This window comes from Streptomyces sp. bgisy130 (assembly GCF_057708345.1).
Window position 1 is genome coordinate 188,898 of record NZ_JBYISA010000004.1, and the last position, 13,289, is coordinate 202,186.

Annotated in this window: 6 protein-coding genes; all 6 read right to left on the minus strand. The window is 71.0% G+C overall.

The window, feature by feature from the left end:
* Nucleotides 1–20: 20 nt before the first annotated feature.
* On the minus strand, nucleotides 21–1,997 hold the full coding sequence (locus AC3EUV_RS08225) for an FtsX-like permease family protein (RefSeq protein ID WP_432140287.1): 1,977 nt from the start codon (nucleotides 1,995–1,997) through the stop codon (nucleotides 21–23).
* The gene (locus AC3EUV_RS08230; protein ID WP_435602533.1) at nucleotides 1,997–2,770 is read right to left on the minus strand and encodes an ABC transporter ATP-binding protein; all 774 of its coding nucleotides are present in this window, start codon (nucleotides 2,768–2,770) and stop codon (nucleotides 1,997–1,999) included. Before AC3EUV_RS08230 ends, AC3EUV_RS08225 begins: the two co-directional genes overlap by 1 nt.
* A 76-nt stretch (nucleotides 2,771–2,846) precedes the next feature.
* Nucleotides 2,847–12,002 (minus strand): amino acid adenylation domain-containing protein, encoded by a 9,156-nt coding sequence (locus AC3EUV_RS08235; protein WP_435602534.1) that lies wholly within the window; start codon nucleotides 12,000–12,002, stop codon nucleotides 2,847–2,849.
* On the minus strand, nucleotides 11,995–12,219 hold the full coding sequence (locus tag AC3EUV_RS08240; RefSeq protein ID WP_432140284.1) for an MbtH family protein: 225 nt from the start codon (nucleotides 12,217–12,219) through the stop codon (nucleotides 11,995–11,997). Before AC3EUV_RS08240 ends, AC3EUV_RS08235 begins: the two co-directional genes overlap by 8 nt.
* Nucleotides 12,220–12,248: 29 nt before the next feature.
* Nucleotides 12,249–13,013, minus strand: coding sequence for a thioesterase II family protein (locus tag AC3EUV_RS08245; protein WP_435602535.1), 765 nt, complete (start codon nucleotides 13,011–13,013; stop codon nucleotides 12,249–12,251).
* Nucleotides 13,010–13,189 (minus strand): hypothetical protein, encoded by a 180-nt coding sequence (locus AC3EUV_RS08250; RefSeq protein ID WP_435602536.1) that lies wholly within the window; start codon nucleotides 13,187–13,189, stop codon nucleotides 13,010–13,012. The genes AC3EUV_RS08245 and AC3EUV_RS08250 overlap by 4 nt, the downstream gene beginning before the upstream one ends.
* Nucleotides 13,190–13,289 lie beyond the last annotated feature (100 nt).

Genomic DNA, 13,289 nt, shown 5'->3' on the forward strand with positions numbered 1-13,289 from the left:
AACGAACAGCTGGGCCGGCACTACTGCCTGGTGCCGGCCAGGTCCAGAGCGCGGGCTCGCAGGGCGAGCCGGGCCGGTAGCAGGCTGGCGGCCAGCGCAAGGATGAGTCCGATGGCGGCGCTTCCGGCGAGGGCGGACCAGGGGAGCCGGAAGGGCAGGGCGGCCCCGCCGTCCAGCAACCGGTGGTTGATGAGCGTCATCGTGGTGAACTGGGTCCCGGCGGTGACCAGCAGGGCCAGTGCGGTCGCGGTGGCCGCGGTCAGCAGGGCCTCGACGCCGACCATGGAGAGCACTTGACGGTCGTTTCCTCCGGTCAGCCGCAGGGTGGCGAAGTCCCGCAGCCGGTCGCCCGTGGACATCATCATGGTGTTGACGATGGCGATCAGGGCGTAGAGCACGGCCGGCCCGAGGATGGCGATCACGGAGATCCAGTCGTAGCGGGCCCGGGGGTCGTTGCCCGAGGCCCCCCACTCGGCGGTCGGGGTGACGGTCGCCCGGTCGGCGGCCGGGAGTACGGGGGCTGGCGCGCCGGGCTGGGTGGTGACATAGACCGTGGCGGGGGCACGGTCGGTGAGGTGGGCGGCCACCGTGTTGTAGGGCAGCAGGACTTCGGACAAGGTGAGCGGGGGTTGGAAGACCGCCACCAGGCGCAGGGTGACCGTCGTTCCGTCCGCCAGTCCGGCGGACAGCCTGTCGCCGGTCTGCCAGCCGTTGGCCTTGGCCAGATCGGCGGAGACGGCGACGGCCCGGCCCTTGAGCTCCGCGAGCGAACCGGCCTCGGTCGGTACCTTCCAGGTCTTCGTCAGATCGCCGTCGACGACGGCCGCGGACGTCGTGGCCGCGTCCTGGGCGTTGCCGGATGCGGTACCACCGCCCAGATCGGACACCATGGTGGACGCGAGGGCGGTGGCGCTGACACCGGGCAGCTCCCGTACGTGGCGGAGGGTCTTGGGCGAGAGACCGGTGGAGCCCCCGGGCTCCACCACGTACTGGGCACGCAGCGCGGCTCGGGTCTGGGCCTCCCTGGCGTCGCCGAAAGCAGCGGTGGAGCCGACCACGCTTCCGGTCAGCCCGACCACCAGGAACAAGGGGGTGGCGGTGGAGACCGTCCGGCGCACCGCGGTCAGGGCGTTCTGACGGGCCAGCAGACCCACCGCGCCGGAGGCCAGTGGTACGGGAAGGGTCAGCAGCCGTACCAACGGGGGAACGAGCAGGGGGGCGAAGAGCGCGACGGCAAGGATTGCGAGGATGTCGATGAGCAGCGACCAGACGGGCATGTTGTGCGGGTCACGGATCTGAGGGTCGCGCTGCAGTGCCTCCGGCATGGTGGCGAAGAGGGCCAGGATCGTGGCGAATACGGCGAGATAGCCGAGGGCCCACAGCCAGCGGCCCAGCGTCATGACCTTCTGGTCCACCACGGCATCGCTCAGCGCTTCGACGGGGCGTACCCGCCCGGCCCGGCGGGCCGCGGCGTAGGCACCCAGCAGAGCCACCGCCACGCCGATGCCGGCGGCGATCAGCAGCGGGTCCGCCGCCGGATGGATACCGAAGCCCTGCGGAGCCACACCGCGCGAGACCAGCCACCGTGCGATGAAGGGGGCGATGGCCAGCCCCAGCAGTGCGCCGCAGACGGCGGCGACGACGGAGACGACCAGCGCCTCGCCCAGAACCAGCAGCCTGACCTGCCGGGGAGTGGCGCCGACGGCCCGTAGCACGGCCGTCTCGCGGCGTCGGCCGGCCACCGCGAAGGCGAAGGTGGAGGCGACGACGAAGACCGAGACAAAGCCTGACATGCCTGCCATGAAGGACAGCAGCTTCTTCAGTGAGGGTGCCGTCGGGTCGGCGTTGTCGATGTCCATGGTCGTGCCGACCAGCAGGCCCGAGGCGGAAATCAGGGCGACGCCCAGGGCGAGGGCGATGAAGGAGCCGATGAAGCCGAGCCACCGTTTGCGTAGAGTGGCGACGGCTACGGGCAGGAGAGTGACGAGTGCGCCCATTACGCGGCACCGCCCATGTGTGACGCCGCCCGCGAGGTGTCGGCCTCCAGCCGGGTCATGCGTTCGGCGATCAGCTGGGCACCGGGCCGGGCCAGTTCGTCCATGAGGCGCCCGTCGGCGAGGAAGACCACCCGGTCCGCGTAGGAGGCGGCCACCGGGTCGTGGGTGACCATGATCGTGGTCTGGCCCTGCTCGTCGGCCAGGGTGCGTAATAACTCCAGGACGTTCCGGCTGCTGCTGCTGTCCAGAGCGCCGGTCGGTTCGTCGGCGAAGAGCACCTGTGGCCGAGTGATCAGGGCACGGGCGATGGCCACCCGCTGCTGCTGACCGCCGGACATCTGCGAGGGCAGGTGCCCGCCGCGCTCGCCCAGTCCGACCTGGGCGAGCGCGGTCCGGACCGCGGCGGAGTCCGGCCGGTTGCCGGCCAGTCTCAGCGGCAGCCCCACGTTCTGCTCGGCCGTCAGCGCACCGAGCAGGTTGAAGGACTGGAAGATGAAGCCGATGCGGTTGCGGCGCAGTTCGGTCAGTGCCTTCTCGCTCAGCGGGCCCAGCTCGACACCGTCCACGAACACCTTCCCGCCGTCCGGGCGGTCGAGTCCGGCCGCACACTGCAGCAGGGTGCTCTTGCCCGAGCCGGAGGGCCCCATGATCGCGGTGAAGGTGGTGCGACCGAAGTCGATGGAGACGCCGTCGAGCGCGCGCACCGCCGCCGTGGAGCCGGACGCGTAGGACCTGGTGACCTGGTCGAGCCGGACTACTTGATCGTTTTGCATGGGTCAACGCCTATCGAATCGTGTGGTGTGGTGCGGAGCGCGGAGCGGAAGGGGGCCGACCCATGCACGACATGACTCAGTACCCTCCCCACTCAGCCAGCAGCTCCTGCTGGCCCTCGTCCGCCGAGAGCAGATCGAGCTGATCGACCGGGATCTCCGGATCGTCGGTCAGAGCCTCCAGTATCCGGACCATCTGGTCCAACAGCCGCTGTGCCTCGAACTGTTCGTACGCATCCGGCCGGTAGCCCAGGTGCAGGCCCAGGGTGGATGCGTCCAGACCGGGAACGGCCTGCATGCCCAGCGGATAGTGGTTGGCGTCCTCGCTGTCGCCTCCGGTCAGCCGCAGTCCGTCGAGCGGGCCGAGCAGGGTCCCGGCGTCCAGCGGCGTGTTCTTCACTACCGTCGTGGTGTCGAAGAGTGCGCCTCCGCCAGCCAGTTGCTGGACGTCACTCAGGCCGACATGGTGATGAGCCATCAGCCGTGACTGCTCTTCCTGGAGCCGCTGCAGCAGTGCCAGCAGCGTCTCGTCACCGCACATCCGGACGCGTACCGGCAGCGTGTTGATGAACATGCCGATCATCCGCTCGATGCCGGGGAGTTCCGCCGGCCGGCCGGAGACCGTGGCGCCGAAGACCACGTCGTCCCTGCCGGTCAGCCGGGACAGCAGCACGCCCCAGGCGGCTTGGACGGCGGTGTTGAGCGTGATTCCGTGCTGCCGCAGTCGGTCCTCCAGGCGTGCGGTGAACTCCGCCGACAGCTCGGTGCGCACGGATTTCTGGGCAACCGGGTCGCCTTGTGCAGCCTGCGGTGCCACCAAGGTGGGTGCCACCAGGCCCGCGAGCGCCGACGCCCATACGCGCAGCGACTCCTCCCGGTCCTGCTCGGCGAGCCAGGCCAGATACGAGCGCAGTGGGGGTGGCGCCGGCAGCGAGGCATCACCGCCCCGTGCGTAGAGCGCGAACAGCTCCTTCAGGAGGACCGGAACCGACCAGCCGTCCCACAGGATGTGATGCCCGGTCAGGACGATCCGATACCGGCCGCCCGGCAGTGAGACCAGCAGCAGTCGCAGCAGCGGGGGGCTCGTCAGGTCGAACCCGCGCAGCCGCTGCTCGTCGGCGAGCCGGGCCACCGTGGCCGGCAGGTCCGGTCCCGCTTCCGCGGCGAGGTCCACGTGCAGCCAGGGCAGCTCCACCGTGCGGTGCACCACCTGCACCGGACGCTCCGCCACATCGTGCCGGAACGCGACCCGCAGGGCGGGGTGACGGGCCAGCAGCCGCTCGGCGGCAGCACGCAGGGCGTCGGGGTCCAGCTCCCCTTCCAGATCGAGCGCGATCTGCGTGGTGTAGACGTCCACTTCGTCCCCGGTCAGCAACGCATGGAAGAGGAAGCCTTCCTGTAGTGGGGTCAGCGGAAGGACGTCCGTCAGCTCCGGCTCTGCGTCCAGCAGCAGCTGCGTCTCCTCCTGTAGGCCCGGGAAGGGGCCGTCGAGGGCGGTCGCGGCGCCGCCCTCCGTCACCGCGGCGACCGCTGCAAGAGCCGCCACCGTACGATGCCGGAAGACCTCCCGGACGGTGAAGGTCAGGCCCGCATCGCGTGCCCGGGCGACCAGTTGGATCGCCATGATGCTGTCGCCGCCGAGGTCGAAGAAGGAGTCGTCGGCACCCGCCCGCTCCACTCCGAGCACCTCTGCAAACAGGCCGCACAGGACCTGCTCGTGGGCTGTCGCTGCCGCCCGGCCCGCTTCCCTACCGCCGAAGCCGGGCGCGGGCAGTGCCTTGCGGTCCACCTTGCCGTTGGCCGTCAGGGGGAGTGCAGCGAGAGTGACGAACGCCGACGGAACCATGTGGTCCGGCAGTGATTCCGCGAGGAAGGGCCGCAGCGCAGCCCCGTCCGCGGTACCCACGACATAGGCCACCAGCCGTTTGGGCCCGGGCCGGTCCTCCCTGACCATGACCACCGCCTGGACCACCTCCGGGTGCGCGGCCAGGGCCGCTTCGACCTCCCCGGACTCGATGCGGAAGCCGCGGACCTTCACCTGGTGGTCGGTACGGCCCAGGTACTGGAGATTGCCGTCGGGCCGCCAGCGTGCCAGGTCGCCCGTGCGGTACATCCGGGAGCCGGGCTCGCCGAAGGGGTTGGCGACGAAGCGGTCCGCCGACAGGTCGGGCCGGTTCAGGTAGCCACGGGCCAGGCCGGCACCGGCCAGGTACAGCTCTCCCGCCACGCCGGCCGGCACCGGCTGCAGATGGGAGTCCAGGACGTACAGGCAGGTGTTGGCGATCGGCCGGCCGATGGGGGCCACCACCGCGCCCGACAACGGGGCGCTCATGCTCGCGCACACTGTGGACTCCGTCGGACCGTAGGCGTTGACCATCCGGCGCCCTCGAGACCAGGTTTCGACAAGGTCCGGAGCAGTGGCCTCGCCTGCCACCACCAGGGTGCTGCCGGCCGGCAGGCTGCCCTCGGGCATCACGGGCAGCGCTGACGGCGGCAGGGTCAGGTGTGTGATGCGGTGCTCGGCGATCAGTGCGGCCAGCGACGGGCCGGGCAGCAGCAGATCGGCGTCCGCCAGGATCGCGCAGGAGCCGGTCAGCAGTGCCATGCACAGCTCCCACACCGCGGCATCGAAGCTCGGCGAGGCGAAGAGCAACACCCGGCTGCCGGGCACCACGGCCAGCCCTTCGACCTGCCCGGCGACCATGCTGGCGATCCCGGTGTGGGTGACCACGACGCCCTTGGGACGCCCGGTCGAGCCGGAGGTGTAGATGAGATAGGCCGGGTGAGCGGCTCGCCGGGGCGCGGCACACTCGGCGTTCGTGAGGTCCGTCCCCGCGAAGCCGGAGGTGTCGGTACGGTCCACCAGCACCCGGGGCGCGACCGTGTCCGGCAGCGGCCCCGCTGCGACCGCGCTGTTGGTGACGACCAGCACAGGGTTCGCGTCGGCCAGCATGTAGGCGAGCCGGTCGGCCGGGTAGCCGGGGTCAAGCGGCACGAAGGCGGCACCGGTCTTGACGACGGCCAGCTGGGCCACTACGAGGTCCACCGAGCGCTCCAGCGCGACGGCCACGAACCGCTCGGGAGCGGCGCCGTGCTCGGCCAGCAGCCGGGCCAGTCGGTTGGCGCGGGCGTTGAGCTCCTCGTACGTCAGCGTCGTGCTGCCGTGCACCAGAGCCGGTGCGTGCGGGGTGCTCGCGACCTGGGTCTCGAAGAGTCCCGCAAGCGTCGACTCCGGGGACGCCGACGGCACACCACTGGCGTTCCAACGGGTGAGCAGTTGCTCGCGTTCGGCGGACGGGAGAAGGTCGAGCCGGCCGACCGGTGCGCCGGGCCGGTCCACGACCGCCGTCAGGACGGTCAGCAGCCGGTCGGCGACAGCGCGTGCCTGTTCCCGGTCGAGCAGGTCGGGTTGATAGTCGAGCCGGAAGTCCAGCCCGTCACCGGGCTGCGCTACCAGGCCGAGGGTGTAGTGGACGGCGTCGTGCCCTCGCAGCCCGGCCAGACGGACGCCCGTGCCGGCCGTGGAGCGGCCCAGGGCGTCCAGATCGAGCGGGTAGTTTTCGAAGACCATCGCAGTGTCGAACAGCTCGCCGACACCGGCCAGTTGATGGAGTTCGGCGAGGCCCAGGTGCTGGTGGCCGAGCAGGGCCGACTGCTCGCTCTGTATCCGGGCGAACAACGCGGCGGGCGTTTCGGCGGCGTTCAGCCGCACGCGCACGGGCAGGGTGTTGATGAACAGCCCCACCATCTCCTCGATACCCGCGAGCTCCGGGGGACGGCCGGAGACCGTGGCTCCGAAGATCACGTCGTCCCTGCCGGTCAGCCGGGCCAGCACCAGTGCCCAGGCGCCCTGGAGCACGGTGTTCATGGTCAGCCCGGTCGACCTGGCCCATTCCGCCAGTGCCGCCGATGTCGGCGCGGGCAGGCTGAACTCCAGCTTCCCGGGCACCAGCGGGGTACGGCCGGGCGCGCCCTCCCGGACCCTGGTGGGCTCCTCCAGCCCTGCCAGTGCCTCGGCCCATGCGCTGCGCGCCGCCTCCCGGTCGGCGTCGGCCAAGTGCTCCAGGAAGTCCCGGTAGGGGCGGACGCGGGGCAGTGCGCCGGCATCAGCCGCCGCCGCATACAGCGTCAGCAGTTCCCGGATCACGATCGGCGTGGACCAGCCGTCCAGCAGCAGATGGTGGTTGGTGAGCACCAGTCGGTGGCGGTCGGCCGCCAGGCGTAGCAAAGTGCAGCGCAGCAGCGGCGCACGGTCGAGCGCGAAGCCGCGGGCGCGTTCGGCAGCGGCGAGCGCCTCGGCCCGCTCCTCCAGGGCGTCACCCTCCAGGCCGGCCAGATCGGTTTCCGTCCAGGGGAGCACGGCGTGGCCGGGAATCACCTGTACGGGGTGGGACAGTCCGGTGTGGTGGAACTCGGCGCGCAGACCCGGGTGCCGGTCCAGCAGGGTCTGGGCGGCGGAGCGCAGAACGGTCGTGTCCAGTGGGCCTTCCAGATCGAGCTGGACCTGAGCGGTGTAGACGTCCGCTGTCCGCCCGTCGTAGAGGCCGTGGAAGAGCAGGCCCTGCTGGAGGGGGGAGAGCGGCAGGATGTCTGCGAGATCGGGCCTGTGCCCCTCCAGCAGCTCGATCTCCTGCTGGGTGAGCCCGGCCAGGGCGACGTCCGTGGGCGTGCGGCCACCCGCATCAGGCTGGGATCCGTGGGTGGCGATCGTGCGCAGCGCGGTGAACCAGGCGGCGGCGAGACCTTCGACGTCTACCGCATCGAGTAGGCCGGTCGCCCACGTCCAGCTCGCCACGAGCTCGGGACCTTCCGGGCCGTCCTGGGTCAGGGCGTTGAGCTCCAGCGGGTGCCCGAGCGGCATGCGGGGGCCACCGCCGGGGATGCCGCCCTCGACCTGAGGGATGGCCGTCCAGTCGGCGTCCTGACCGGACGGCGCTGCGAAGCGACCCAGATAATTGAAGCCGATCTGCGGGTCCGTGAGTCCGGCGAGTCGCGCGGCTGCCTCCGCGTCGAGGTGGCGCAGTAGCCCGTAGCCGATGCCTTTGCCGGGCACGGCCCGCAGCTGTTCCTTGACGCGCTTGAGGGCGCTGCCCACCGCCGCTCCGTCGGAGACGTCGCGGTGGCCCGGGTCCAGTCGGACCGGGTGGATGCTGGTGAACCAGCCGACCGTACGGGACAGGTCGCTGCCCGGCACAGCCTCCTCCTCGCGGCCGTGGCCCTCCAGGTCGACGAGGACCGGACCGTCCCGCCAGTGCCCGTACGCGAGCGCGAAGGCGGTCAGCAGTACGTCGTTGACCTCGGCATGGAAGGCCGTGGGCACCGTGGTCAGCAGCGCCTTGGTCACTTCGGCCGGCAACCGCAGGGTCAGCTGTCCGGCTGTCCCGACAACATCACGGGCCGGGTCGAGGGGACGTGAGCCGAGCAACGGCTCCGCCTCGTTCAGGACTCCCTGCCAGTAGGGGAGTTCGCCGATGCGTTCCGCCGCCGTCTCGGGCAGGTGCCGGGCCCATGTGCGCAGCGAGGTGCCCACGGGCTCAAGACGGGGCGTACGGCCCCCGGCCATGGCCTTCCATGCCTCGGCCAGGTCGGGCGCCAGCACGCGCCAGGAGACACCGTCGATCACCAGATGATGAATGACGAGCAGCAGCCGGCCGGACAGCTCCGGCCCACGGTCGCACCACACGGCTTGTAGGACGACCCCGTCACGCGGCGCCAGCCGGCCGAGCGCCGCCTGGCCCTCCTCTCCTACGAGCACGTCGAGTTCCGCCTCGTCCAGACCGGTCGCATCGACGCGGCGGACGAGCGAGGCGGCATCTGCCGAACCTGCCGGACCGATGTGCAGGGCGCCGTTGACAAGCCGGGCGCGCAAGGCGTCGTGGTGATCGAGCAGCGTCTGAAGCGCAGCCGTCAGGTGCTGCCCGGTCAGCGCGCCCGGTACCCGCAGCACCATCGACTGGTTGTAACCGTCGAGCGGACCGCCGCACTCCAGGGCCCAACGCATGACGGGTGTCAGCGGCAGGGTGCCGGTGCCCGCGTCCGCGGGCTCCGCCGAACGTTGTCCGCCCGACCCGACGGCGGTCGCGGCCTCGGCCAGCGCAGCCGGAGTCCTGAGCCGGAAGACGTCGCGCGGGCTGAGGCCCAGACCCGCCCGGCGTGCCGCCGAGACGAGCTGGATGGACATGATGCTGTCGCCGCCCAGGTCGAAGAAGGAGTCCTCCACCCCGACCCGCCCGGCACCCAGGACCTCGGTGAACAGGCGGCACAGCGTGACCTCGCGCTCGTTGCGGGCAGCGCGCCCGGTGGCGGCGGAGCCCGTGAACTCCGGCGCCGGCAGCGCCTTGGTGTCCAGCTTTCCGTTCGCGGTCAGCGGCAGCGCGTCGAGGGTGACGAAGCCCGACGGCACCATGTGGCCGGGCAGCCCCGCAGCAAGGCCGGCGCGCAGCGTTTCTGCGTCCGGGGCGGCGCCGGGCGCCGGAACGACGTAGGCGATCAGGCGCTTGTCGCCCGGGCGGTCCTCGCGGACCACGACTGCGCCGTCCGCCACGCCGGACTGGGCCAGCAACGAGGCCTCGATCTCGCCGAGTTCGATGCGGAAGCCGCGGATCTTCACCTGGTGATCGGCGCGTCCCAGGTATTCCAGGCCGCCTTCGGGCAGCCACCGTGCAAGGTCGCCGGTCCGGTACATACGGCTGCCCGGTTCACCGAAGGGGTCCGCCACGAAGCGGTCCGCCGACAGGTCGGGACGGCCCAGGTATCCGCGGGCGAGCCCGGCTCCGGCGACGTACATCTCGCCCTGCTCACCCACCGGGACGGGCTGCAGGCTCGTGTCGAGGACGTAGATCCTCAGGTCGGGGAGGGGAGAGCCGACCAGGCTGCGGGTCTGGCCGGCGAGCACGGAGGGGGCCAGGGCGATATGGCTGACGTGCACGGTGGTCTCGGTGATGCCGTACATGTTCACCAGCGCGGCGTCCGGGTGCCGCTCGTACCAGTGCGTCAGCCGGGCTAGGTCGAGTGCCTCGCCGCCGAAGACGACGCAGCGCAGCGCGAGCCGGCCGGCCGGAGCCTGTTCGTCCGCCCGCAGCAACTGGTAGAAGGCCGACGGCGTCTGGTTGAGGACGGTGACCTTCTCCCGCGCCAGCAGGGCGAGGAAGTCCTCCGGCGAACGGCTGACCGTGTGCGGCACCACGACCAGGCGGCCGCCGTGCACCAGCGGCCCCCACAGCTCCCATACCGAGAAATCGAACGCGTAGGAGTGGAAGAGCGTCCACACATCGTCGGGCCCGAAGCCGAACCAGGGCTCCGTAGCGGTGAACAGGCGCACCACATTGCGATGCGGGACGGTGACGCCCTTGGGGCGGCCGGTGGAACCGGAGGTGTAGATGACGTACGCGGGGTGGTCCGGAGACAGCGGTGCGATGCGGTCAGAGTCGGTCAGGGCGTCCGGTGCGGCGTCCGCGAGCGCGGCGACGGTCTCCGGGGCGTCGAGGACGAGGACGGGGACATCGGTGGCCGGGACCGCGGCAGCGGTCGCGCTGGTGGTGACGACGAGCTCGGGCCGCGCGTCCGCCAGCATGTAGGCGAGCCGGTCCGCCGGATAGCGCGGGTCCAGGGGGACGTACGCGGCACCCGCCTTGACGGTCGCGAGCAAGGCGACGATCAGGTCGTTCGACCGTTCCAGAGCCACAGCCACACAGCGCTCGGGTCCGGCGCCGCGGGCGGCCAGGAGCCGGGCGAGGCGGTTGGCACGTGCCTCCAGCCCGGCATAGGTCATTGGCACGGTGCCGTCGGTCAGGGCGACCGCATCGGGGCGCAGGGATGCCTGCTCCTCGAAGCGGGCGGCAAGGGTGCGGTCATCGGCGCCGGCGCCGGGCGCGTTGCGGTCGCCTACGAGCTGTCGTCGCTCCTCGGCCGATAGCAGTTCCAGACGGCCGACGGGCTGCTCCAGGTCGTCCAGCGCCCCGGCGACGAATCGCAGGAACCGGTCCTGGTGCGCGGCGACGGCGTCGAGGTCGCACTGCTCGGGTGCGGCGTCGAAGGTGATGCGCAGGCCTTGTTCCTCGCCGAGGTCGTAGACGCCGATGGACAGGTCGTCCACGGGCCCGTTGCTGAGGTTGTGCTGCAGAGTGAAGTGGCCGCAGAACCGCAGTCCGGGGTCGAAGGCCATGATGTTGACCATCGGTGCGGCGATCCGCCGTGCGGTGCCGTCGGCTCCCAGGTCGCGGCAGAGGTCCTCGTAGCGCGGTAGCTGGTGCTTGAGCGCCCCCCGCACCTCCCGGACGACCGAGGCGATGAGGTCGCCGAGCCCGGTTCCCGGACGTACGCGGATGCGCAGCGGCAGGATGTTGGAGGACATGCTGGGGGTACGGCGGGACGAGGCCGTGGGGCGGCCGGTCACCGGCAGGCCGAGCACCAGCTCGTCACGTCCGGTCGCGCGGTGCAGATAGGCCGCGATCAGCGCGATGAGCACCATGGACCAGCGGGTGCGGGCCCCGCGTGCGGCCGTCCGCAGCCGGTCGGCGTCGGCCGCGGGCAGCATGACGCTGCGCCGGATGAACGCCTCGCCGTCCGGATCGGGCCGTCCCGGACGGGGGAGTTCGGCCAGCCGGGGGGTTTCGGGCAGTCCGGCCAGATGCTCCGCCCAGTACGCCCGGTCGGCCGCGGCCGCCTGTGACGTCCGGTAGTCCGCGTCCTCGGTGATCACCTCGGACAGGGTCCCGAAGGGGCTCGGCCCTGCGGAGAACCCGGCGGCCGACTGCTCGTACAGCTCGGAGATCCGGGAGTCCAGCAGGGCGAGGCTGAAGCCGTCGATGACGATGTGGTGGTAGCGCTGGTAGTAGAAGAAGTGGTCGTCGGCCAGTTTGAGCAGGGCGGAGTGGCTCAGTCCCCCTGCGGTCAGGTCCATCGGGGCCCGCAGGTCCGAGGCCATCCAGGCGCGAGCCTCGGCCGCGGGGTCGCTCGCGCCCGAGACATCGACGAACTCCAGTGCACGGGTGCCGGGTTCGGCGTCAAGGAACTGCCACAGGCCGTCCTCGTCGCGATCGATTCGGCTGATGCGCAGCACGTCGGTCTCACGCGCGAGCTGATACCAGGCGGCGGCCATCCGCTCCGGGTCGACGCGGCCGAGGATCTCCTTGTACTCGCCGATGTTGTAGCGGCGGCCCGTGGGGTCCAGGTCGTGGGCGAACCAGATGCCTGCCTGGGCCGCCGACAGAGGAAGCCGGGTGCTCTCAGACATTGCTCTGCGCCTCCGTCGCCTCACGCAGGCTGCGGGGCCGCATGTCCGTCCAACTGCTGTTGATGAACTCCACGCACTCGGGACGCACGCTCTCCTCCAGCGCCACGGTCCAGCCCTGAGGCACCTCGGCGAACGCGGGCCAGAGGGAGTACTGCTCCTCGCCGTTGACCAGGACGAGGAAGGTGCCCTCCTGGTCGTCGAAGGGGTTGTTCGCCATGGGTGGGCTCCTAGGAAAAGCGACAGGACTTATGGTCGGTGGGCGGGGACGAGTCGGTCGGCCAGCAACTCGAGCAGCTCCTCGGTCGCGGTCTCGGTGTAGAAGTGGCCGCCGGGCAGGACGCAGACCTCGAAGCCGGAGGTCGTGTACCGCGACCAACCCTCGGCGTCGGCAGGCGTGTTGTGGATGTCGTCCGCGCCGACGAGGGCAGTGACGGGGCACATCAGCGGTGCGCCTGGCACGTGGGAGTAGGTGTCGATGAGCTGGAAGTCGCCGCGCAGCACGGGGAGGGCGACCGGTAGAAGTTCCGGTTCGGCGAGCAGGGCGGCACCGGTACCGCCGAGTCCGCGGATGTAGCGGAGCAGTCCGTCGTCGCTCTGCCACTCGGGTGCCAGCGGCCGGCACTTGTCCGGTGTCCTGCGGGCCGAGACGAAGAGCCGCACAAGAGCAGGGCGCAGCTCACGGGGCAGGGCGCGGGCGACCTCGTAGGCGACCGTACCGCCCATGCTGTGGCCGAAGAAGGCCACCGGGCGGTCGACGAGCGGGCCGATCGCCTCGCTGATCTCCTTGACGAGAGTGGCCATGTCGGGCGCGGGGTTCTCGTCGTAGCGGTCCTGCCGCCCCGGGTACTGGATGGCGGTGACCTCCACCGAGGCCGGCAGCCCGGTCGCCCAGCCGCGGAAGGCACTGGCGGCCCCACCGGCATGGGGGAAGCAGAAAAGGCGGCTCTCTGCTGCAGGGCGGGGCACGAACGTCCGGAACCAGGACGGGCGGGACGAAGCGGTGGTGTTCATGCGGCGGCCGCCGCTGTCGGGGCGGCGGAAGGGGCGTCCCAGCGCATGGTGGCGGCCCGGTAGGAATTCTCGTTGCGCAGGAATATCTCCTTCTCCGCTGGATAATCCGTGGAGGCATGGACATTGCCCTTGATGGTCCAGCTGGTGCGCCCGGCGTCGGGATTCTCTGCGGTCATCGGACCTGCCTTTCTCGGGCGAAGCAACGCGGAATATTAAGGGAATTCATGGGTCCGGCCCGACCCGTCGGGGAAACGGAAAGGAAAACCCCCGGCCGGA